A 22304-nucleotide genomic window follows, 5' to 3' on the forward strand; every position below is an offset into this window, starting at 1 on the left:
TCAGACGGTGGCGCCCTTCGAGCGGAGGTAGGCCAGCGGGTTGATGTCGGAGCCGTAGGACGGGCCCGTGCGGATCTCGAAGTGCAGGTGCGGGCCGGAGGAGTTGCCGGTGGAGCCGGAGAGGCCGATGCGCTGTCCGGCGCTCACGCTCTGGCCGGCCGAGACGGACAGCGAGGAGAGGTGGCCGTACTGGGAGTACTTGCCGTCCGCGTGCCGGATGACGACCTCGTTGCCGTACGAGCCGCCCCAGCCCGCGGAGACGACGGTGCCCGCGCCGACGGCCTTGACCGTGGTGCCGGAGCTCGCGATGAAGTCGACTCCGGTGTGGTAACCCGAGGACCACATGGCGCCGCTCGCCCGGTACTGGGTGGAGACCCCGCCGCCGACGGGGGCCACGAAGCCGGCGCCCGTGGGGGCCGCCGCGCCGGTGGAGGTCCCGGCGCCCTGCGTCTTCTGCTGGACCTTGGGCTGCTGCTTGCGGACGGGGGCGTCCTGCTTCCCCGAGGCCGCCTTGCCGGAGACCGGGGCCTCGGCAGGCTTCTGCTTCTTCTGGACCGGCTTCTCGGCCGGAGCCGGGGCCGGCGCCGGCGCTGCGGCGGTGGGCGCGGAGGCGCCCTTCGCGCCCAGCGTCAGCTTCAGACCCGGGTGGATCAGCGAGGGGTCGGTGCCGACGGCCTCGCGGTTGTCGGCGTACAACTGCTCCCAGCCGCCGGACAGGTCGCGCTCCGCGGCGATCTTGGAGAGGTAGTCGCCGGACACGACCGTGTACACGGTCGGCGCGGCGGCCGGGGCCGCCGCGGGGGCGGCGACCGGCGCGGCCAGCGCGACCGGCAGCTGCGGGGCCACGGCGGGCACGGTGGCCGGCGCGGCGGCCGGGGCTCCGGCCGCCTGGGCGCTCGCGGCGCCCATCAGCGGCAGCGCGAGGGCCGCGCCACCGGTGCCGGCGACGGCGAAACCGCGGGAGATCGAAAGGGACTTGGGACGGCGGTGCTTACCCTTTGCGGGCATGGCGGTTTCCTCTCCGTCGCCTGCGAGGTGAGCTGTCGGGTTCGGACTGGAGATGTCCGGCCGCACACGTATGGGCACATGTACGGCTTCACCCCAAGCCGTCCCGATATGAACACTCGGGACGGCGGCTTACCTGGTTCCCCCGCTCCTGCCGCGCGTGAATAGTCGGGTGCGGTTTTCCGGGTGGCGGCAGGATTCGGCGGTCCGCCCGGATCGATCGCGAAGGTAATCGAGTCCGGCCACGAGGAACAAGCCGCGAATTACCTGACGGAATCCCAGAGGTGAGAGATCGGCGGAATTCCCGTCACCCTGTGTCCATTCCGGACCGCCAACATCCGGTCTGGCTGGGCCATTCGACTTTCGCGATCAGGCACTCACGGTCACCGTATGATCTGGCTCACGGGCGGGCACCCGATCTCGCCTCCGGATATGGCAAGTTGTTGCCAAGTAGTGTAATTCGGACACCCGACGACGACGCGGAGGAGTTCACGTGACCCAGCAGATACCCCCGACCCCGCCCGGGTGGTCACAGCCGGAACCGGACCTGACCGGAGTACGGAACTTCCGCGACGTGGGCGGCCTGCCGACGACGGACGGACGGAGGGTCAGGCCGGGACGACTCTTCCGAAGCGGACATCTCGCACATGCCACTGAAACCGATACAGAGTTCCTCAACTCGCTCGGGCTCCACACCGTCTTCGACTTCCGCAACGACGCCGACCACGCGCTGGAGGGGCCGGACGTGGAGCTCCCCGGCGTGCGGAACGTCAACATCCCGCTCTCGGATCCGGCCGACGGCCGGGAGTTCTGGAAGATGGTGCGCGACGGCGATCTGGAACAGCTCCGCGGACTCCTGGGCGACGGGAGGGGCGCGGCACGGATGGCGAACTCGTACCGCTCGATCATCGCGAACCGCACCGCCGAGCACAGTCTGGTCCTGCACGCGCTCGCCGGGGACAGCGTCCCCGCGCTCATGCACTGTGCGGCCGGCAAGGACCGTGCCGGTCTGTCCGTCGCCGTCACCCTGCTCGCCCTGGGCGTCGAGCGCGAGGCGATCGTGGCGGACTACCTGGAGTCCAACGCCCCGCACCGGCGCTACCGGGTGCGCCGCGGCAGCGACTCCCCCGATGCCCGCTCCCCCGAGGTGATGGAGCTGCTGTCCCCGCTGTTCGACGCCCGCGCCGCGTACCTGACGGCGGCCTTCGACACCATCGACGAGACCTGGGGCGGGGTGGAGCCCTACCTGGCAGAGGGCCTCGGGCTGGCGCCCGAGACCCTCGCCCGGCTCCGGGCCGGACTGCTGGACTGACCCGCCGCGGCGGGCCGTCGGCGGTCAGCGGTTGCCGACGGCCTGCTTCACCAGCGTCCGGCCGAATTCCCACATCAGCCCGGACCCGCCGTGCGCCTCGTCCATCACCTCGCGGAAGGCACCGACGAACCGGTCGACGTCCGCCTCGTCCACGACGAGCGGCGGGATGAGCTTGATCACTTCCAGGTGGTCGCCGGACACCTGGGTGAGGATGCGGTGCTTCTGGAGCAGCGGCACCACGACCATCTGCGCGAAGAGCCCCTTGCGGGCCGCCTGGAGCATCGTCCACCGGCTGCGCAGCCCCAGCGAGGACGGCCGGCCGAACTCGATGCCGATCATCAGCCCGCGCCCCCGCACCTCGTGCAGCAGCTCGTACTCGTCCACGAGGGCCGCGAGCCGCCCGCGGAGCAGGTCGCCCATGGCCCGCGCGTTCGCGACGACCTCCTCGTCCTCCATGACGGAGAGCACCGCCAGTCCGGCCGCCATCGCCTGCGCGTTGGAACCGAAGCTCGCCGAGTGGACGAGGACCCGGTCCATGGACGAGTAGACCTTTTTGAAGATCCAGTCCTTGCCCAGGGTCGCACCGACCGGCACGTAGCCGCCCGAGAGCGCCTTGGCGACGCACACGAGGTCCGGTTCCACGCCCGGCTCGTGCTGGTACGCGTAGAAGTCACCGGTCCGTCCCAGGCCCGTCTGCACCTCGTCGGCGATCAGCAGCGCCTTGTGCCGGTGCAGCAGCTCCTGCGCGGCGAGCAGGAATCCGGGCGGGGCCGCGAGGACCCCCTTGCCCTGGATCGGCTCCACCACGAGGGCCGCCACGTCCCCGCGCCGCAGCTCCCGTTCCAGGGCCGCCAGGTCGCCGAGCGCGATCTTCGTGTCGGGCAGCAGCGGCGCGAACCCGTCCCGGAAGCCGGCCTCCCCGTTGACCGAGAGCGCGCCCGTGGTCAGCCCGTGGAAGGCGTGGTCGCAGTAGAGGACCCTGGGACGCCCGGTGGCGTACCGGGCGAACTTCAGGGCGGTCTCCACGGCCTCGGTGCCGCTGTTGCCGAAGAAGACCCGGTCCAGGTGGGGGCTGTACGAGAGGAGCTTCTCGGCCAGCAGCCCGGGCAGCGGCTGGCAGTCGAAGCGGGTCAGGTCGGCGAGCCGGGCGTCCAGCACGTCGTGCAGCGCCCGGCGGACCACGGGGTGGTGGCGCCCCAGGCCCATCACCCCGAAGCCCGCCAGCATGTCCAGGTAGTCGTTGCCCTCGGCGTCCCAGAAGTGGGCGCCCTCGGCCCGCTCGTAGACCTTGTCGAAGCCGATGGTGTGCAGCATCCGGGGCAGCTGGTGGTTCAGGTACCGGGCGTGCAGCTCGTACCGCTCCGCGCCGCGCTCGGCCAGCAGGGCGCCGAGGTCGAAGCCCCCGCCCCGGCCGCCCTCCTCCCGCGGACCGGCGCTCATGCCGACGTGCCCCGGTTCCCGCCGATCGTCTCCCGGGCCGCCCTCAGGGACTCCTTGAGGGAACCCATGGTGGCGAGGACGGCCGTGGGCTCGTAGCCGCAGTGCGCCATGCAGTTCGCGCAGCGGGGGTCCTTCCCGCGGCCGTACTTGCTCCAGTCGGTGTCGTTGATGAGCTCGCGGTACGTGGGCACGTAGCCGTCGCTCATCAGGTAGCAGGGGCGCTGCCAGCCGAAGAGCGAATAGTTCGGAATGGCCCAGGCGGTGCAGGGGAAGTCCGCCTTTCCTTCCAGGAAATCCAGGAAGAGCGGCGAGTGGTTGAGGCGCCAGCGGCGCCGGTTGCCTCCGGAGAAGGCCTTCCTGAAGAGTTCCCGGGTCTGCTCGACGCCCAGGAAGTGCTCCTGGTCGGGGGCCTTCTCGTAGGCGTAGGCGGGCGAGATCATCATCTCGTCCACCTGGAGGTCGTCATTGAGGTAGTTCAGCACCTCGATGATCGTCTGCGGGGTGTCGGTGTTGAAGAAGGTCGAGTTCGTGGTGACCCGGAAGCCGCGCCGCTTGGCCTCCTTGATGGCCGCGACCGCCTCGTCGAAGACGCCCTCCTTGGCCACCGACTCGTCGTGGCGCTCGCGCAGCCCGTCGATGTGCACGGCGAAGGCGAAGTAGGGGGACGGCGTGAACTTCTCGATCTTCTTGCGCAGCAGCAGCGCGTTGGTGCAGAGGAAGACGTACTTCCGCTTCGCCACCAGCTGCCGGACGATCTCGTGGATCTGCGGGTGCATCAGGGGCTCGCCGCCCGCGATGGACACCATGGGCGCGCCCGACTCCAGCACGGCGCCGACCGCCTGGGCGACCGGCATGCGCTGCTTGAGCACCCCCGCCGGGTGCTGGATCTTCCCGCATCCCTCACAGGCCAGGTTGCAGGCGTAGAGCGGTTCGAGCTCGACGATCAGCGGGAACTTCTCCCGCTTGCGGATCTTCTGTTCGAGAAGATAGGTCCCGACCCTGATGGACTGGCGCAGCGGCATGGCCATCTGGCTCACCTCCTGGGGAGCAGCGAAGAACGGTGCCATTCATAAAAAGCGGGCAGTACGGCACGCAATACACGGAAGGCCGATATTCCACCGCGTACGGTGCTGATGCGGACGAGCTCGTGCTCCGGAGCGTCCACGATCACCCGGACGGCGGCAACGGGGCGTCCTGTGGCCGCCCCGCCTCCCCGGGTTGCGGTCCACAGCGTGGCCGCGGACTCCATGTCGACCGCGACGGCGCCGGTGGCGCGCAGCCGCGCGCGCTCCTGGCCGCGGACGACGTGGTCGGATCCGGTCAGTGCGCCGAGGTGCACGGTACGGCCGGGCGCGGCCCGGGCCAGTGCCTCGGCGAGCAGGGCGGTGCCGGTGCAGGCGACGGAGCCGTGCGGGTCCCGGGTCTCCTCGGCCACCACCAGGTCCCCGGGGTGCATCCCGGGGACGAGTCCGGCGCAGAACCCGGTGGCGAGGACGGCGGCCCGGTCCATGCCCGGCCGTTGCAGGGCCCCGGCGACGGCCCGCTCGGCCGCGCGCGGACCCATGCCGGTGCGCAGTACGGCGTACTGCTCGGGGGCGCCCCGGCCCGTGCCGCGCAGCGCCGCCCGCTCGATGCGCAGCGCGCAGGCGACGAGCAGCGGCGAAGCGTCGCCGCCGGGGCGCTCCGGCCGGGCGGCCATCACGCTTCCCCGGCGCGGACGGACGGCTCTCCGTGCAGGTAGCGGCCGAGTGCGGTGAGCGGGAACACCTGCCGGTACAGGTGGTAGTTGATGGAGAAGTCCCAGGGGAAGCCGGTGCCCGTGAAGTACGGCTCGTCCCAGGAGCCGTCCTCCTCCTGCGTGCGCACGAGGTAGGCGATGCCGCGCTCGACGGCCCCGCCGTCGCGCTCGCCGGCCGACAGCAGGGCCATCAGCGCCCACGCCGTCTGCGAGGCGGTGGAGGCGCCCTTCCCGGCCCACGAGGGGTCCTTGTAGGAGCGCTGGTCCTCGCCCCACCCGCCGTCCTCGTTCTGTACGGACTCCAGCCAGCGCACCGCACGCCGGATCGCGGGGTGCGCCGGGGCGAGGCCGGCGGCGGTCAGGGCGGGCACCACCGACCCGGTGCCGTAGATGTAGTTGGTGCCCCAGCGGCCGAACCAGCCTCCCTCCGGCTCCTGTTCGGCGAGGAGCCATGCGATGCCGCGCCGGGCCCGGGGGTCGGCGGCCCGGCCCTCGAAGGCGAGCATCTCCACCACGTGGGCGGTGACGTCGGCCGAGGGCGGGTCGATGACCTCGCCGAAGTCGCAGAAGGGCAGCTTGTTCGGCAAGGGGCTGGTGTTGTCGGCGTCGAAGGCGCCCCAGGCCCCGTTCTTCGACTGCATGCCGAGGGTCCAGGACACCCCGCGGCCGATGGCCCCCTCGACCCGGGAGGGGTCGGGGTGTCGGACGCGGCGCAGGGCGAGGACGACCTCGGCGGTGTCGTCGATGTCGGGGTAGGTGTCGTTGTGGAACTCGAACGCCCATCCGCCGGGGGCGAGCCCGGGCCGCCGCACCGCCCAGTCCCCGCTGCGCACGATCTCCTCGCCCAGCATCCAGTCGGCGGCCTTGACGAGGGCCGGGTGGTCGGCCGGCAGGCCCGCGTCGGCCAGCGCGATCGCGGCCAGGCAGGTGTCCCAGACCGGTGACTGGCAGGCTTCGATCATCCGGGCGCCGTCTTCGCGCCACACCGCGAACCGGTCCAGGGATTCCAGCCCGGCGCGCATGACCGGGTGCTTCAGGTCGTAGCCGAGCAGGTGCAGGGCGATGACGGAGTACACGGCGGGCGGCTGGATCCCGCCCCAGCAGCCGTCGTTCTCCTGGCGTTCGACGATCCAGCGGCCGGCGGTGTCCATCGCGGCCTTGCGCAGCCGGCGCGGGGCGTAGCGCCGGTAGACGTGCAGCGCCTTGTCCATCCGCTGGAAGACGCCGTCCCAACTGGTCAGCGGAGCGAGCCGCTTGAGCGGGTTCGGTACGCGGGCGTCGGCGTGCAGCTCGTCCAGGGCGAACGGGCCCGGGCGGACGGGGCGCAGCGCGGAGACCACGGTGAGCGGGACGATGGTCTGGCGGGCCCAGCAGCCGAAGTCGTAGATGTTCAGGGGCGCCCAGGTCGGCAGGAACACCAGCTCGGGCGGGAGTTCGGGCAGGTGGTCCCAGTTCCACCAGCCGAACAGCGCGAGCCAGATCCGGGTGAAGACGCGGGCGGCGGCGATCCCCCCGTGGGCCCGGATCCAGGCCGAGGCACGGGCCATGTGCGGGGAGTCCGGGGCGTCTCCGGCGAGCCGAAGGGCCACGTAGGCCTCGACGGTGGCGGAGAGGTCGGGCGGGCCGCCGTGGAAGGTGGCCCAGGTGCCGTCGCTGCGCTGCTCGCCCCGGATGAAGAGGGCGGTGGCCGTGGTGACGGCCTCGTCCCGGATGCCGAGGAACTGCCGCAGCAGCAGGTCCTCGGCGTCCATGGTGACGTTGGTCTCCAGGTCGCCCTTCCACCACCCCTCGGGGTCCTGGTGGTCCAGGAGGTGCCGGGTCGCGCGCGCCGCGGCCTCCCGTGGCGTCCTCGGCTCCGGTCCGGCCGGTTCGGGCGGATCCGCTACGGCCGGCTCAGGCCGGGCCTGACCCACCGTCGGCACGGCCGGGTCCGGTCCCGGCCGGGGGCCGGCTTCAATTCCGCTGCCAGCGCCGGCGCTTTCCGCGCCGCCGTCGGTCGTCGCTGTCATGGCTTCCCCTTAGAACAGTGTCCTGTGCTGTGCTGGGGTCTGCCGTCGGCCGGCTCGCCCCGGTGGGGGCGGCGCCGGCCGGCGACCGTAGCGTCATATCAGCTTGCGGGCGGCGATCACCTCTTGCGCACGACGACGAAGTCGGCGAGGGCCACGAGCTGCTCGCGCACCGTCTGCGGCATGTCCACGTCGTCCAGGGCGCGGATCGCGACGGCGTGCTGGCGGCGTGCCTCGTCGGCGGTCCACTGGCGTCCGCCGGCCGCCTCGATCAGCGCCGCCCGGGCGGCGAACTCCTCCTCCGAGAAGTTCTCGAAGTCGTTGCTCTTGGCGTCGGCCGCGAGCAGCTCGGCGAGCTCCTCGCAGGCCGGCCCGCCCGCGGCGAGGGCCGCGACGACGGGCAGCGACTTCTTGCGCTGGCGCAGGTCGCTCCAGGTCTGCTTGCCGGTGGCCTCCGGGTCGCCCCAAATGCCCAGGAGGTCGTCGACGGCCTGGAAGGCGAGGCCCAGGTGGTAGCCGTACTCCTCCAGCTTGTCGGCAGTGCGGTCGTCCGCGCCGCCGAGGACCGCGCCGATGGAGACCGCGCAGGCCAGGAGGGCGCCCGTCTTGTTGCCCTCCATCTCCAGGCACTCCTCGACGCTGACGCGCTCGCGGTGCTCGTAGGAGATGTCCTGGGCCTGGCCGTCGATGAGCTTGCGGCTGGCGGTCGTCAGGCGGCGGGCCGCGCGGCCCGCCTCGACGGTGCCGAGTTCCAGCAGCACTTCGTTGGCGAGGGCGAACAGCGCGTCGCCGACCAGGATGGCCAGCGCCGGTCCGTGCACCTTCCACACCGTGTCGCGGTGGCGGCGCTGCTCGTCGCCGTCCATCAGGTCGTCGTGCAGCAGCGAGAAGTTGTGGACGAGTTCGACCGCGACGGCGCCCGGGACGCCGACCTCGGCCGCCGCGCCCGCGGCCTCGGCGGAGAGCAGCGCGAGGGCGGGGCGCACGGCCTTGCCGCCGTCGCCGTCCGCGGGGTTGCCCTGGGCGTCGATCCAGCCGAAGTGGTAGGCGGCGACGGTGTTCATGGGCGACGCGAGCCGGTCGACGGCGGCGCGGAGCACGGGCGTGGACAGCGTGCGGCCGCGCTCCAGGAGGGCGAGCGTGTCCGCCTTCTCCCCGCCGGCGGTGCCCACACCGGCATCCGTGTTCTCGACGGCCGGATTCCCCGGGTTCACTGGTTCTCCTCTGGTTCCTGTACGTGCGGTTCCGGTCGTGCTGGTGGTCGTCGTCATGCCGCCTCCTGCAGAGGGTGTTCGCGGTGGCGGCCGAGTGCGGCGAGCGCGGCGTGCGCCGCGCCCATGCCGCTCCGTACGGCGCTCTCCATGGTCGCGGGCCAGCCGGTGGCAGTCCATGCACCGGCCAGGTAGAGCCCCGGCGTGTCGGTCCGCGCGCCGGGGCGCAGCCGGCCGACGCCGGGGGTGGGGGCGAAGGTGGCCGTCCGCTCCCGGGTGACGAAGAAGTCCCGCACCTTGGCGCCGCGCGCGGCCGGCAGCAGCCTTTCCAGCTCGGGCAGGTACTTGTCCCGCAGGAGCGAGACGGGCTCCTCGATGTCGTCCTGCGCGACGGACTGGGACAGTGCCAGGTACTGGCCGCCGTCGGGGAGCCCGGAGGCCTCCGTGCGGTCGAAGACCCACTGGACCGGGGAGCCGAGCGCGGCGAAGAAGGGCTGCCGGAGCACCTTGCGGTCGTAGACGACGTGGACGTTGAGGATCGGCGCGGTGCCGATGTCCAGGAGCCGGTCCGGGTCGGCGAGCGCGCCCGCCGGGAGCAGGCCGTGCGCCTCGCGCTGCGGGACGGCGAGGACGACGGTGCCGGCGGCGAGGGACTCGCCCTCGGTGTCGACCTGCCAATGCCCCTCGGGCGTGCGGGAGACGGCGGTCACCCGGGTGCGCAGCTCGGTCCGTACGCCGGCCGCGTCGAGCGCCTTGCGGGCGAGGGTGTCGTGCAGGTCGCCGAGCGGTACGCGGGCCCAGCCGATGTCGGCGGCGCCGTTCTCCGAGAGCAGGCCGGTCTTGAAGACCATGGCGGCCAGGCCCAGCGAGGACTGTTCGGCGGTGGCGTTGAGGGTGGCGATGCCGACGAGGTCCCACAGGGCCTCGATGGTACGGGCGGACTGGCCGTGGCGGCCGAGCCAGGTCGCGAAGTCCAGGCCGTCCAGCGCCGGGTCGGCGGGGTCGAGCCGGCGCAGCGCGAGGGCGGCGCGGCCGACGGACGCCCGTTCGGCGAGGGAGAGGTGCGGGTAGCGGGCCAGGGAGCCGGCGAGGTGCAGGGGGACGGGCAGGCGGCTGCGGCGCAGCCGGCCCAGTCGCGGGCGGCCGGGGCCGCCGACGTCGAGGACGGGGACGTCGAGCCGGTCCTGGACGGGGGCGAGGGCGGCGCCGTCCACCCGCTCCAGGAACCACCGGTAGGCGGTGCAGCACCGCAGGTACACGTGCTGGCCGTTGTCGACGGTGAGGTCGCCGCGCTTGAACGAGAAGGCCAGCCCGCCGAGCCGCGGGCGGCCTTCCAGGAGCGTGACCCGGAGTCCGGCGTCGGCCAGTTCGAGCGCGGCGGTGACCCCGGCGAGTCCGCCGCCGATGACGACGGCGTGCCGGTCGCTGTCGCTCATACGCCCTCCCGGGTGCTGCGGTCGTCCTCCGCGGCGGTCGCCCGCCGGGCCCGCGCGGCCCGCGCCGCGGCCGGCAGCGCGCGGCCCGCACGGAGAGACGCGGCCGGCCGGGTCCCGGTTGCCTGAGCCGCGGTCCTGCCCGGACCGGCGGGGGCGGGCCGGGGTGCGGGCCGGCGGACCGCCGGACGGGTGGATGCGCGGCCCGGGTGCGCGGGCCGCGCGGAGCGGGTCGGGTTCATCAGACCCGCCTCCGGGTGCTCTGGCGGGAGATGGTGCGCGCGTCGAGGCCGGAGAGGCCGCGGACGGCGACGTACGCCTTCTCGTGCGTCGGCAGCGAGACGCGGCCGCGGAGCACGGCCTCCGGCTCCCGCTCGATGCGGTCGAGGAGGCGACGGTAGATCCCGGCCATGGCGGCCACGCAGGCCCCGCTGCGCCGGTCGAGCAGGGGCAGCAGCCGGTAGCCCTCTACGAACAGGGCGCGGGCGCGCCGGACTTCGTGGTGGACCAGGCCCGCGAAGTCCGACCCGGCGGGCATCCGCTCGCTGCGGAACCCGTCCGAGCAGCCGAACTTGGCGAGGTCCTCGGCGGGGAGGTAGGTGCGGCCGTTGGCCGCGTCCTCGCGAACGTCCCGGAGGATGTTGGTGAGTTGCAGGGCGAGGCCGAGGGTGTCGGCGTACTCCCCGGCGCGCGCCGCGTCGGCCGCTGCGAGTCCGCCGGTGCCCACGGTGCCGAACACGCCGAGCGAGAGCCGTCCGATGGCGCCGGCGACGCACCGGCAGTACTCCCTGAGGTCGTCCCAGGTTTCGTAGGTCTCCCCGCGGACGTCCATGAGGACGCCGTCGATGAGCTCGTCGAGTCCGCCGAGCGGGATGGGGAACCGGCGCGCGGCGTGCGCGAGGGCGACGGCGACCGGGTCGGTGTCGTCCTCGTCGATCTCCTCGGCGCGGATCCGGCCGAGCAGGGCGCGGGTCTCCTCCAGCCGGGACAGCTTCGCGGCGGGCGCGAGGATGCCGTCGCCGATGTCGTCGACGCGGCGGGAGAAGGCGTACAGCGCGGACATCGCCTGCCGCTTGTCGGTGGGCAGCAGCCGGATGCCGTACGCGAAGTTGCGCGCCTGTGAGCCGGTGACGGCCTCGCAGTAGCTGTAGGCCGCCAGGACCGGTGCGGACGGCGCAACCGGTGACGACGCGTGTGTGGGGCCCTCCACGTTCGGGCTCACCTCTTTCTCGGCGCTGTGCGCAGGACGGCGGCCACCTCGCGGAGCAGGCCGCGCTTGGTGGGCTTGGGCGGGCCGGGAAGTACGTCGAAGCCGGCGTCGGTGACGGCCCTCAGGGCCGCGCGGCCCCCTCCCACGAAGCCCGCGAGCAGCAGCCGGAGCCTGCCGTGCACGCTGCCCACGAGCGGGGTGCCCTCGTCCAGCAGCGCGGCGGCGCGTTCGCTCTCGAACGCGATCAGGGAGCGTACGGACGCTCCGGCGCTCGGGGCCTTCAGGTCGGCCTCCGTGACGTGGAAGCGCCGCATGTCCTCGCCGGGCAGGTAGACCCGGTCCCGGCCGAGGTCCTCGGCGACGTCCTGGAGGTGTTCGGCGATCTGCAGGGCGGTGCAGACGGCGTCGGAGCGGCGGATCCGCTCGGGGGTGGCGGTTGCGGTGAGGGAGAGCACGAGGCGGCCGACCGGGTTCGCGGAGAGCTCGCAGTAGGCGAGGAGCTCGGCGTACGTCGCGTAGCGGGAGACCCGCTGGTCCTGCCGGTTGGCCTCGATGAGCGCGAGGAACGGCTCGGGGGTCAGGCCGTGCGCGCGCACGACGGGCCGCAGGGCCGTGAGCAGCGGGTGGCGCGGCAGACCGTCGGCGGCGCCGAACACCCGGTGCAGGTCGGTCTCGAAGGCGTCGAGCATCGCCGACCGGTCGTCGGCGGCGGCCGGGTCGAGGCCGAGGAGCACCGCGTCGCGGCCTCCGGGGGCGAGGTCCCCGTCGCCGATGTCGTCGACGAGGCGGGCGTACCCGTAGACCGCCGTCAGGCCCTCGCGCCAGGCGCGCGGCAGGAAGACGGGTGCGACGGGGAAGTTCTCCGTCCGGGCCTTGCCGAGGGTGGCGCGCGAGTGGGCCGTGTCGGACCCGGGTCGGTCGTCGTGCCCCGGGGTCACCGCCCGCCGCCCGGGGCGGGGACGGCCGTCGTGCCTGGGGGCCGGAGAATTCCCGTAGCCATTGCCGTCACATCTCCCGTTCTACACTGCCGACCCAATGCATCCTATTTCGGACACGCCGCCGGGGATTCCCCGGGGTACCTCAAGGCCGTTCACCTGCGGTGAATCGTCCCCTCTTGCCGCGATTCAGGACCGCTTCAGCTTACGCTGTACAACGCCGCGGAAGCCGCTGGGGTATTCGCTCCGGCACCGAATGTCGCGGCGTCCGCCGCCGAATGTCGCCGAATGCCGTCGAACAGCGTCGAATGGCGTGGAAATCCACCGGATACCGCCCGCTGCCGGGCCCGGACACCACGAGGCCCCCGCCGCGCTGAGCGGCGGGGGCCTCGTGGTTGCGCACGGGGGCGGGCGTCAGCCGTTGGTCGCCTTCTCGTAGGCCGAGACGACTTCCTCCGTGGGCCCGTCCATGAGGAGCTCGCCCTTCTCCAGCCACAGCACGCGGTCGCATGTGTCGCGGATCGACTTGTTGTTGTGGCTCACCAGGAAGACGGTGCCCGCCTTCTCCCGCAGTTCGCGGATGCGGTTCTCGGAGCGCACCTGGAAGCTGCGGTCACCGGTGGCGAGGGCCTCGTCGATCATCAGGACGTCGTGGTCCTTGGCCGCCGCGATGGAGAAGCGCAGGCGCGCCGCCATTCCGGAGGAGTAGGTGCGCATCGGCAGGGAGATGAAGTCGCCCTTCTCGTTGATGCCCGAGAAGTCGACGATGCCCTGGTAGCGCTCCCTGATCTGCTCGCGGGTCATGCCCATGGCGAGACCGCCGAGGACGATGTTGCGCTCGCCGGTCAGGTCGTTCATCAGCGCCGCGTTGACGCCCAGCAGCGACGGCTGGCCGTCGGTGTAGACCCGGCCCTCCTCGCAGGGCAGCAGGCCCGCGATGGCGCGCAGCAGCGTCGACTTGCCGGAGCCGTTGGAGCCGATGAGGCCGATGGCCTCGCCGCGGTAGGAGGTGAAGGTGACCCCTCGTACGGCGTGGACCCGGCGGACGCCGCGCTCCTCGCCCTTGCCCCGGCGGACTATCTTGCTGAGCGCGGCGGTGGCCGCGCCCTTGCCGGCTCCGCCGGTGTTGACGCGGTAGACGATGTGCACGCCGTCCGCGATCACGGTGGGGATGCGCCCCTCGGTTTGCTCAGCCACGGCCGTAACGCTCCTCAGCCTTCCAGAAGTACACGAAGCCCCCGAGGCCGATCACCACGGCCCAGCCCACCGCGAAGGCCCAGACGTGCGGCGGCAGGTTGCTCGCGCCGTAGTCGTCGATCAGCGCGAACCGGATCAGGTCCATGTAGATCGCCACCGGGTTCCACAGCAGCACGTCGCTGATCCACTGCGGCTGCTTCGCGAGGTAGATGCCGATCGGGAACATGACGCCGGAGGCGTACATCCAGGTGCGCATCACGAACGGCATCAGCTGCGCCAGGTCGGGGGTCTTGGATCCCATGCGCGCGAAGATCATGGCGAGACCGGTGTTGAAGACGAACTGGAGCGCCAGCGTCGGGATCACCAGCAGCCAGGACAGCCGCGGGTAGTTGCCGAAGCTGATGGCGATGATGAAGACGACGATCATCGAGTACATCAGCTGCTGGAGCTGCTGGAGCGAGAAGGACACCGGGAGCGCGGCGCGCGGGAAGTGCAGCGCCCGCACCAGTCCGAGGTTCCCGGAGATCGCCCGGACGCCCGCCATCACCGAGCTCTGGGTGAAGGTGAAGACGAAGATGCCCATCATCAGGAACGGGACGTAGACGCCCTTGGGCATCTCCTTGCCCGCTCCGAGGATCAGGCCGAAGATCAGCCAGTAGACGGCCGCGTTCAGCAGGGGGGTCGCCACCTGCCAGACCTGGCCGAGCTTCGCCTGGCTGTACTGCGCGACCAGCTTGGCCCGGGAGAAGGCAAGGACGAAGTGGCGCCGGCCCCAGAGCTGGCGAATGTACTCGCCCAGGCCGGGGCGGGCGCCGCTCACGGACAGGCCGTACTTCCTGGCGAGCTCCGCGGGGCTCAGCCCCGCGTCTTCGGACGGCGGCTTGCTCGTGGCGAGGGCGCCGTCGTGGGTTGTGTCACTCACAAGTTGAAACTTTCCGTCTTCAAGATGCGGCAGGAAGGATGGGCATCAGGCTGGTGGCACGAGGCCCGTGATCGCGCCATGGTCCCAGACGCGATCGGGTCAGATGACAGGTGGTCGGCCCAACCGGGTCAACCGCCAGACCGTCCGCCACCGCATGGGCCGGCGGGGGCCGCAGGGAGTGGTCCACCCCTCGCGGAATCCGCCGAACCAGGCCTTCAGCGCGGGCGCCGACGGCCTGCGGACCAGGGTCAGCAGGAGCCAGACCCCCAGGTAGACGGGGACCAGCGGGGCGGGCAGGTTGCGGCGGGCGAGCCACACCCGGTTACGGGCAACCATACGGTGGTAGACCGCGTGCCGGGAGGGGGACGTGGTGGGGTGCAGCAGCACCATGTCCGCCCGGTAGTCGATCAGCCACCCTGCGTCGAGCGCCCGCCAGGCCAGGTCCGTCTCCTCGTGCGCGTAGAAGAACTCCCCCGGAAGCGGTCCGACCTGCTCGAACACCGAGGTGCGGACCGCGTTGGCGCCGCCGAGGAAGGTGGTCACGCGCGAGGAGCGCATCGGGTCCGAGGCGCGCAGCCGCGGCACGTGCCGGCGCTGGGTGACGCCGGTCTCGGGGTCGGCGATCCGGAAGCTGACGATCCCGAGCTCCGGGTCCTCCGCGAACGCCTGGCGGCACAGCTCGGCGGTGTCGGTCCGCTCCAGCAGCCCGTCGTCGTCGAGGAACAGCAGGGCGTCCACGTCGCGGCCGCCGGGGCCGAAGGCCTCGATGCCGACGTTGCGGCCGCCCGGGATGCCCAGGTTCTCGGGCAGGGCCACCGTACGGACGCCCTCGGGCATCCCGGTGACCTCCACGCCCTGGCCCACCACGACGACCTCGACGGGGGCGCCGTCCTGGCGGGCCACCGAGTCGATGAGCGCCTTGAGGTCGTCGGGCCGGTTGCCCATGGTGATGATCACGGCGCCCAGCCGCATCGGGGCGCTCACTTGAGCCTGCTGGAGGCCAGGACGGACACGAGGTGCAGCACGGTCTGCAGCACCGCGATGCCGGCCAGTACGGCGACGCCCAGGCGGGAGAAGTACAGGTCGCCGCGCATCTGGTCCAGGACGGCCAGCACCAGGATGAGCAGGGACGCCTCGATGCCGAGGACGAGGCGGTGGAACTTGAGGGCGGCCGCGGCCCGGCGGGCGAGCGCCATGCCGGAGGAGCGCGGCTCGGCCGCCGCGTCCTGGACCACGGGCTTTCCGGCCTGGTGGCGGGCGACGCCGACCAGGTCGGTCTCGGCCTTGATCAGGATCGCGCCGAGGGCCGCCAGGGTGCCCAGGAAGGCCCACAGCCAGTCGATCCGCCCGCTGCCCCACAGGTCGGAGGCGCGCAGGCCGAAGCCGACGAGGACGGCGGCGTCACACAGGTAGGCGCCGACCCGGTCGAGGTAGACCCCGGAGAGCGAGTACTGCTTCTTCCAGCGGGCGACCTCGCCGTCGACGCAGTCGAGCAGCAGGTACATCTGCACCGCGACCACGCCGAGGACCGCGCCCCAGATGCCGGGGATGAGCAGGGCCGGGAGGGCGAGCACGCCGGCGAGGGTCATCACGTAGGTCAGCTGGTTCGGCGTGACCCGGGTGGTGACCAGGAGGCGGGTGATGCGCAGGGAGATCTCGCGCATGTAGAGGCGCCCGCCCCAGTGCTCGCCGCTGACCCGGTCCTTGACGCCCGCCGGGTGAACGACGGGCCGGAGTTCAGCTACGGATGGTCTTGGCATAGTCGGCGTAAGCGTCCCTGATCTCGGCGGCGGACAGGTTGAGGTGCTCCAGGATCGTGAAGCGTCCCGGGCGGGTCTGGGGGGCGTACTCGACGGCGGCGACGAACTCGTCGACGCTGAAGCCGATCTCCTCGGGCGACACCGGCAGGCCGTGCCGGCGCAGCACCTCCACGAAGAGGCCCGACTGCTGCTCGGCGCCGCGCAGGTGCATGGCGAAGGCGGCTCCGAGGCCGACCTGCTCGCCGTGGAGCGCCGAGCGGCCCGGGTACAACAGGTCGAAGGCGTGGCTGATCTCGTGGCAGGCGCCGGACGACGGGCGGGTGTCGCCGCTGATCGACATGGCGATGCCCGAGAGGACCAGGCCCTCGGAGAGAACGGTGAGGAACTCGTCGTCGCCGCAGCCGCCGGGGTGGCGCAGCACGGACTCGCCGGCGGTGCGGGCCATCGCGGCGGCGAGGCCGTCGACGGGCTCGTCGTTGAGCCGGTGCGAGAGCTCCCAGTCGGCGATCGCCGAGATGTTGGAGATGACGTCGCCGATGCCCGCGCGGATGAACCGCACCGGGGCGTCCTTGATCACGTCGAGGTCGATCACCATGGCGATCGGCGTCGGCACGCCGTAGGAGCCGCGGCCGTTGTCGTTGTCCAGGATGGACACGGGCGAGCAGATGCCGTCGTGCGAGAGGTTGGTGGCGACGGCCACCATGGGCAGGCCGACCCGCGCGGCGGCGTACTTCGCCACGTCGATGATCTTGCCGCCGCCCAGGCCCACGACGGCGTCGTAGCGGCTGCCCTTTATGTCGTCGGCCAGCTTCACGGCGGAGTCGATGGTGCCGTCGACGACCGGGTACCAGTCGGCGTGCGGCAGCACGGGCTCCAGCTTGGCGCGCAGCGCCACGCCGGATCCGCCGCTGATCGCGATCGCCAGCTTGCCGGACGCCGAGATCCGCTGGTCGGCCAGGAGGCCGGCCAGGTCGTCCATGGCGCCGCGGCTGATGTCGACGACGACCGGCGAGGGGATCAGCCGGGTCAGTACTGGCATGCGATCGTCCGGCCCTTGGCGAGGTCGTCGTGGTTGTCGATCTCGACCCACTTGACGTCGCCGATGGGGGCCACGTCGATCGTGAAGCCGTCGTTGACGAGCTGCTGGTAGCCGTCCTCGTAGTAGAGGTCGGGGTCGCGCTCGAAGGTGGTCTTCAGCGCTTCGGCCAGCTCTTCGGCGGCCTCGGGCTCGATGAGGGTGACGCCGATGTACTCGCCCGTCGCGTCGGACGGCTCCATCAGCTTGGTGATCTTCCGCACGCCCCGGCCTTCGGCGGTGACGACCTTCATCTCCTCGTCGGCCAGGCTCTTGACCGTGTCGAGGGCGAGGATGATCTTCTTGCCGTCGCCGCGGGCGGCGAGCAGGGTCCGCTCCACGGAGACCGGGTGGACGGTGTCGCCGTTGGCGAGGATCACGCCCTGCTTGAGGACGTCACGCGCGCACCACAGGGAGTAGGCGTTGTTCCACTCCTCGGCCTTGTCGTTGTCGATCAGCGTGATCTTGACGCCGTACTTGGCCTCCAGGGCCTCGCGGCGCGCGTAGACCGCTTCCTTGCGGTAGCCGACGACGACGGCGACCTCGGTGAGGCCGACCTCGGCGAAGTTGCCGAGGGTCAGGTCGAGGACCGTGATGCTCTCCTCGTCGCCTTCGGGGCCGACGGGCACGAGGGCCTTGGGCAGGGTGTCGGTGTAGGGACGCAGACGGCGTCCGGCACCGGCAGCGAGTACAAGGCCGATCATGCGGGTTCTCCTTCGTCGTGTACGGCGGGTGCTCCGGAGGAGACCCAGAAGCGGATGCTCTCCACGAGCACCACGAGTGCCACGAACACGGCGGTGGCCGTGAGCGCGACGGGGAACGCGTCGCGAGCGAGGACGGCGGCCAGGACCACGGTCAGCAGGACCCGGCCCTCGTGACCGCCGATCGACCGCACCAGCCAGTGCGGGGGCGCGCCGGTGCCACCGCGAATCCGGTACACCGTGTCGTAGTGATGGTAGGCGACCGCCGCGATCAGGCCGAATGCCGCCGGAAGCGCTCCGGGGACGTCCGCCTTCGCGGCGAGGATCAGCACGGTGGTGTACTCGGCCGCCCGGAACACGGGCGGGACGAGCCAGTCGAGGGCCCCGGTCAGCGGGCGCGCGACGGCGGCTCCCGCGAGCAGCGCGTAGAACACGGCGGCGATGATCACCTGGCGGCTGCCGAAGTCGTAGGCCCAGGCGGTCCAGAGCAGGGCCGCGGAGCCGATGACGGCGGCGGCGATCCCGGCGCCGGGCGCCATCCGGCCGACGAGCCGCGCCGCGAGCTCGGCCAGCGGGCCCGAGTCGGCGAGGTCGGCCAGCGCCCGGGCGGCCCGGGGCGTGCGCTCGGCCCTGCGGGTCAGGGAGCGCAGGACGCGGCCGGCGGTGGTGTAGAGGGCGCCGAAGGCGCAGCCGACGAGCAGCGCGTAGAAGACGATCCGGGGGGTGGTGAGCGCGGTCAGCACCGCGATCATCGCCCAGCGCTCGCCGATCGGAAGGATGATCATCCGGCGGAGCCAGACGGTCCAGCCGACGCTGTCGAGCTTGTCGGAGAGCGCGGCCGTGGGGCTCGTGTTCGCCGTGGCGTCGTGGTTGGCCTCGTTGAAGGCGAAGTCGACGACGTGCCGGCAGGTCATGAGGATCATGGAGCCGAGGGCGAGGGCCCAGACGTCGTCCCCGTTGCGGGCGGCGCCCAGGGCGAGGCCCGCGTAGAAGGAGTACTCCTTAGCGCGGTCGAAGGTGGCGTCGAGCCATGCGCCCATCGTCGAGTACTGGAGCGAGTAGCGGGCGAGCTGCCCGTCGGTGCAGTCCAGGACGAACGAGACGAGGAGCAGCACGCCGGCGGCGACGTAGCCCCAGCGGTCCCCGGTCGCGGCGCAGCCGGCCGCGATCAGGGCGGTGATCAGCGAGGCGGTGGTGACCTGGTTCGGGGTCAGGCCGCGGCGCGCGCACCAGCGGGCGATGTAGCGCGAGTACGGGCTGATGAAGAAGGTGGTGAAGAAGCCGTCGCGGGACTTCACGGCGGTCCGCAGGCGTACGGCCTCGTCGTCGACGGAGGCGACGGCGGCGACGGCCTCGGCCCGCTCCGCGGGGGTCGCGGGGACGGTGGCGACGAGCGTGCCGAGCTCGGGGCGCTGGACGGCGGTGCCGGCGGCCTCGACGGCTTCGGCGAGGCGGTCCGCGTACGGGACGCGCAGGGCCGGGCCGGCGCCGGCGGGGGCACCGGGGGGGGCACCGGGGGCGCCGCCCGCGAGCGCACCCGCGGCGGCCGCGCGGTCCAGGGCGGGACGGGCGGCGGGCTGGACGGCGAAGGCCCCCGTGACGGCGCAGGCGTCGAAGCGGGGGTCGGTCAGCGCGAGGCGCAGCGCGTGGACGTGCCCGACGAACTCGCTGTCGACGAGGGCGACCCGCTGGTCGGCCGGTACGCGGGCCAGTGCGGCGGCCGCGTCCTCGGGGCCGGTGGCGGGGCGGACGTCGAAGCCGAGGGAGCGCAGCTCGTCCGCGAGGGGTGATCCGGGCACCGGCAGGCCGGTAAGGATGACGGTCGGCAGGCGAACTCACTCCTTGTAACGAAATCCGAAGCGCGCGCCGCGTGGGCGGCGACACGTCGGCAGAGGCTATCGGATGAATGGAAGCAAGGGTTCATCACCCGTTTACGCCCCGATAAGCCGAATATTCCCGGGCCCCGGGCCCGGGCGGGATCATCATTGACGATCATCACGGGGGATCACAAACCGCCCCGGTGTTACGGTGGACGACGGCGCGTACGAGCTTCGTCCATGCGTGCCAAATCACCACACGGTGACCGAGCGGGAAAGAGGTGGGGTTGATGACCGTCGTGAAGGTCGCGGCCATGCGCAGCGAACTCCGGCACACCCCCACTTCCTTCCGGGCATCCGGCCGGGCCTGATCACGTACTGACCGATCGGCCCCGTCGGCCGGAGCCCCCGTTCAAGGGTTCACGTTGACCGACACCGACAACACCCGCTCCACCGGCTCTTCCGACGCCTCCCCGGGCTCCGGCCCGCGCGGGTCCGGCTCCTCCCTCTCCGAGGCGGCCGTCTCCGAGGCCGCCTTCTTCGAGGCGTTCCTCACCCTGCACGGCGGCCTGCCCCGGCAGGCCCCCGGTTCCGACGCGTCCACCCGGCACCTGCTGTCCCTGTGCGGACCGCTGCCCGAGCGGCCGCGCGCCCTCGACCTGGGCTGCGGGCCGGGCCGCAGCGCCCTGCTGCTCGCCGCCGAGGCGGGCGGGCACGGCGCCGAGGTGACCGCCGTCGACCTGCACGAGGGGTTCCTCGACGAGCTCCGTACGGCCGCCGCGGCCCGCGGGCTCGCCGACCGCGTCCGCACCGTCCGGGCGGACATCGGCGCGCTCCCCTTCGAGGACGGCTCCTTCGACCTCGTCTGGGCGGAGGGCTCCGCCTACGTCATCGGCTTCGACGCCGCGCTCGCGCGGTGGAAGCGGCTGCTCGCCCCCGGCGGCACGCTCGTGCTGACCGAATGCGAGTGGACCGTCGCGGAGCCGTCCGCCGGTGCGCGCGCCTTCTGGGCCCCCCAGTGCGCGCTGCGCACCACCGCGCGCGACCTCGCGGCCGCCCAGGCCGCCGGGTACCGGGTACTGGGCGTGCACCGGCTGCCCGACTCCGACTGGGACGAGTACTACGGGCCGCTCGCGGAGCGGATCCGCACCCGGCCCGGCGGGGGCTCCCCCGCCGGGGAGGCCGCGCTGGCCGCCACGCGCGCCGAACTCGACGCCCGGGCCCGGCACGGGCACGAGTACGGCTACACCGGGTACGTCCTGCGCCCGGTGACCGCCGGGGACGGACCCGCCTGGCCCGCCCGGCCGGAGACCGCGGCCGACGCGGCCGCCGTGCGGGCGGTCAACCTGGCGGCGTTCGACACCCCGCTCGAAGCCGACCTCGTGGACGCGCTGCGCGCGGACGACTCCTGGATCCCCGGGCTGTCGTACGTGGCCGAGGGCCCCGACGGGACGGTGGCGGCGCACGCCCTGCTCACCGCGTGCGAGGTCGACGGCGCGCGGGCGCTGGCGCTCGCGCCGGTGGCGGCCGATCCGGCGCTCCAGCGGTCGGGCGCGGGCAGCTCGGTCGTACGGGCCCTGCTCGCGGCGGCCAGGGAGCGCGGGGAGTCACTGGTCCTCGTCCTGGGACACCCGGAGTACTACCCGCGCTTCGGTTTCATGCCGGCGTCGCGCTTCGGGATCCGGGCGCCGTTCGAGGTGCCCGACGAGGCGCTGATGGCCCTGGTGCTGGACGATTCCGTACCGGTTCCGGCGGGAACGATCGCCTATCCGGCCCCGTTCGGGGTCTGACGTACCGGGCGCGCACGTCCGCCCCTCCCCTTCGTACCACGCGGGGAGGGGCGGACGTGCGTGGATCTCCGAAGTGGGGACAAGCCGCTTTTGTACGGCAGACTGAAGGCCGGAGTCCGAAGCGAAGGATGGGTATGCCGACCACACCAGCCACCGCCGCGAACAGCGCGTCCAACGGCACCGGTACTCAAGAACCGATCATGCTCGAACTGGTCGACGAGGCCGGCAACACCATCGGCACGGCGGAGAAGCTGTCCGCCCATCAGGCTCCCGGCCTGCTGCACCGTGCGTTCTCGGTGTTCCTCTTCGACGAGCAGGGCCGCCTGTTGCTCCAGCAGCGGGCGCTCGGCAAGTACCACTCGCCCGGCGTCTGGTCGAACACCTGCTGCGGCCACCCCTACCCCGGGGAGTCGCCGTTCGCGGCGGCCGCCCGGCGGACCCACGAGGAGCTGGGGCTGTCCCCGTCGCTGCTCGCGGAGGCGGGCACGGTCCGCTACAACCACCCGGACCCCGCGTCGGGCCTGGTGGAGCAGGAGTTCAACCACCTGTTCGTGGGACTGGCGCAGTCGGCGCCGCGGCCCGATCCGGAGGAGGTCGGCGACACCGTGTTCGTCACCGCCGCCGAGCTGGTGAAGCGCCACGCCGACGCTCCGTTCTCCGCCTGGTTCATGACCGTGCTCGACGCGGCGCGGCCGGCGATCCGCGAGCTGACCGGGGACGCCGCCGGCTGGTAGGCCGCGGGCCTGCAGGCC

Annotated in this window: 19 protein-coding genes and 1 riboswitch; of the genes, 3 read left to right on the forward strand and 16 right to left on the reverse strand. The window is 72.5% G+C overall.

The window, feature by feature from the left end; genetic code table 11:
* Positions 1-1008 carry a peptidoglycan DD-metalloendopeptidase family protein gene (locus ACZ6S8_RS26060; protein ID WP_469459619.1) on the reverse strand — a complete coding sequence of 336 codons (1008 nt, stop codon included), beginning with the start codon at positions 1006-1008 and terminating at the stop codon, positions 1-3.
* Positions 1009-1010: 2 nt separating this feature from the next.
* A riboswitch (cyclic di-AMP (ydaO/yuaA leader) is annotated at positions 1011-1186 on the reverse strand.
* 312 nt (positions 1187-1498) lie between these two features.
* Between ACZ6S8_RS26060 and ACZ6S8_RS26065 the strand changes: the two genes are divergently transcribed.
* Positions 1499-2317, forward strand: a complete 819-nt coding sequence (locus tag ACZ6S8_RS26065) for a tyrosine-protein phosphatase (protein WP_469459621.1) — start codon at positions 1499-1501, stop codon at positions 2315-2317.
* 24 nt (positions 2318-2341) lie between these two features.
* Here the strand turns inward: ACZ6S8_RS26065 and ACZ6S8_RS26070 are convergent, their stop codons facing one another.
* The 15 genes from ACZ6S8_RS26070 to ACZ6S8_RS26140 all read right to left on the reverse strand — a co-directional run bounded on the left by ACZ6S8_RS26070 (position 2342) and on the right by ACZ6S8_RS26140 (position 19774).
* Positions 2342-3757 (reverse strand): aspartate aminotransferase family protein, encoded by a 1416-nt coding sequence (locus ACZ6S8_RS26070; RefSeq protein ID WP_469459623.1) that lies wholly within the window; start codon positions 3755-3757, stop codon positions 2342-2344.
* Entirely contained in the window at positions 3754-4785 is a 1032-nt protein-coding gene (gene hpnH / locus ACZ6S8_RS26075) for an adenosyl-hopene transferase HpnH (protein ID WP_469459625.1), read from the reverse strand. Before hpnH ends, ACZ6S8_RS26070 begins: the two co-directional genes overlap by 4 nt.
* A 5-nt stretch (positions 4786-4790) precedes the next feature.
* Positions 4791-5456 (reverse strand): phosphorylase family protein, encoded by a 666-nt coding sequence (locus ACZ6S8_RS26080; RefSeq protein WP_469459627.1) that lies wholly within the window; start codon positions 5454-5456, stop codon positions 4791-4793.
* On the reverse strand, positions 5456-7504 hold the full coding sequence (shc, locus tag ACZ6S8_RS26085; protein ID WP_469459629.1) for a squalene--hopene cyclase: 2049 nt from the start codon (positions 7502-7504) through the stop codon (positions 5456-5458). Before shc ends, ACZ6S8_RS26080 begins: the two co-directional genes overlap by 1 nt.
* Positions 7505-7620: 116 nt before the next feature.
* Complete coding sequence (locus tag ACZ6S8_RS26090) at positions 7621-8715, reverse strand: polyprenyl synthetase family protein (protein ID WP_469459631.1); 1095 nt, start codon at positions 8713-8715, stop codon at positions 7621-7623.
* Between the two features lie 53 nt (positions 8716-8768).
* Complete coding sequence (hpnE, locus tag ACZ6S8_RS26095) at positions 8769-10148, reverse strand: hydroxysqualene dehydroxylase HpnE (RefSeq protein WP_469459633.1); 1380 nt, start codon at positions 10146-10148, stop codon at positions 8769-8771.
* A 238-nt stretch (positions 10149-10386) separates the two neighbouring features.
* A complete protein-coding gene (gene hpnD / locus ACZ6S8_RS26100) occupies positions 10387-11367 on the reverse strand; it encodes a presqualene diphosphate synthase HpnD (RefSeq protein ID WP_469459635.1) in 981 nt (326 codons plus the stop codon).
* A complete protein-coding gene (gene hpnC / locus ACZ6S8_RS26105; protein ID WP_469459637.1) occupies positions 11364-12293 on the reverse strand; it encodes a squalene synthase HpnC in 930 nt (309 codons plus the stop codon). The genes hpnD and hpnC overlap by 4 nt, the downstream gene beginning before the upstream one ends.
* Before the next feature lie 411 nt (positions 12294-12704).
* A complete protein-coding gene (locus tag ACZ6S8_RS26110) occupies positions 12705-13487 on the reverse strand; it encodes an ABC transporter ATP-binding protein (protein WP_469459639.1) in 783 nt (260 codons plus the stop codon).
* The gene (locus ACZ6S8_RS26115) at positions 13480-14409 is read right to left on the reverse strand and encodes an ABC transporter permease (RefSeq protein WP_469459641.1); all 930 of its coding nucleotides are present in this window, start codon (positions 14407-14409) and stop codon (positions 13480-13482) included. Before ACZ6S8_RS26115 ends, ACZ6S8_RS26110 begins: the two co-directional genes overlap by 8 nt.
* Before the next feature lie 99 nt (positions 14410-14508).
* Positions 14509-15381, reverse strand: a complete 873-nt coding sequence (locus tag ACZ6S8_RS26120; RefSeq protein WP_469459726.1) for a glycosyltransferase family 2 protein — start codon at positions 15379-15381, stop codon at positions 14509-14511.
* Between the two features lie 8 nt (positions 15382-15389).
* A complete protein-coding gene (locus ACZ6S8_RS26125; RefSeq protein WP_469459643.1) occupies positions 15390-16169 on the reverse strand; it encodes a CDP-alcohol phosphatidyltransferase family protein in 780 nt (259 codons plus the stop codon).
* Positions 16147-17208 carry an iron-containing alcohol dehydrogenase family protein gene (locus ACZ6S8_RS26130; RefSeq protein WP_469459645.1) on the reverse strand — a complete coding sequence of 354 codons (1062 nt, stop codon included), beginning with the start codon at positions 17206-17208 and terminating at the stop codon, positions 16147-16149. The genes ACZ6S8_RS26125 and ACZ6S8_RS26130 overlap by 23 nt, the downstream gene beginning before the upstream one ends.
* Positions 17196-17948 carry a phosphocholine cytidylyltransferase family protein gene (locus tag ACZ6S8_RS26135; RefSeq protein WP_469459647.1) on the reverse strand — a complete coding sequence of 251 codons (753 nt, stop codon included), beginning with the start codon at positions 17946-17948 and terminating at the stop codon, positions 17196-17198. The genes ACZ6S8_RS26130 and ACZ6S8_RS26135 overlap by 13 nt, the downstream gene beginning before the upstream one ends.
* Positions 17945-19774: a DUF5941 domain-containing protein gene (locus ACZ6S8_RS26140; protein ID WP_469459728.1), complete on the reverse strand. Its 1830-nt coding sequence runs from the start codon at positions 19772-19774 to the stop codon at positions 17945-17947. The genes ACZ6S8_RS26135 and ACZ6S8_RS26140 overlap by 4 nt, the downstream gene beginning before the upstream one ends.
* A 545-nt stretch (positions 19775-20319) precedes the next feature.
* On the opposite strand from ACZ6S8_RS26140, the gene ACZ6S8_RS26145 reads away from it, so the two are divergent.
* Together ACZ6S8_RS26145 and idi are read left to right on the forward strand one after the other, a co-directional pair.
* Positions 20320-21552, forward strand: coding sequence for a GNAT family N-acetyltransferase (locus ACZ6S8_RS26145; protein WP_469459730.1), 1233 nt, complete (start codon positions 20320-20322; stop codon positions 21550-21552).
* A 134-nt stretch (positions 21553-21686) separates the two neighbouring features.
* The gene (gene idi, locus ACZ6S8_RS26150) at positions 21687-22286 is read left to right on the forward strand and encodes an isopentenyl-diphosphate Delta-isomerase (protein ID WP_469459648.1); all 600 of its coding nucleotides are present in this window, start codon (positions 21687-21689) and stop codon (positions 22284-22286) included.
* Positions 22287-22304 lie beyond the last annotated feature (18 nt).

The organism is Streptomyces sp. NPDC048461 (assembly GCF_055587105.1).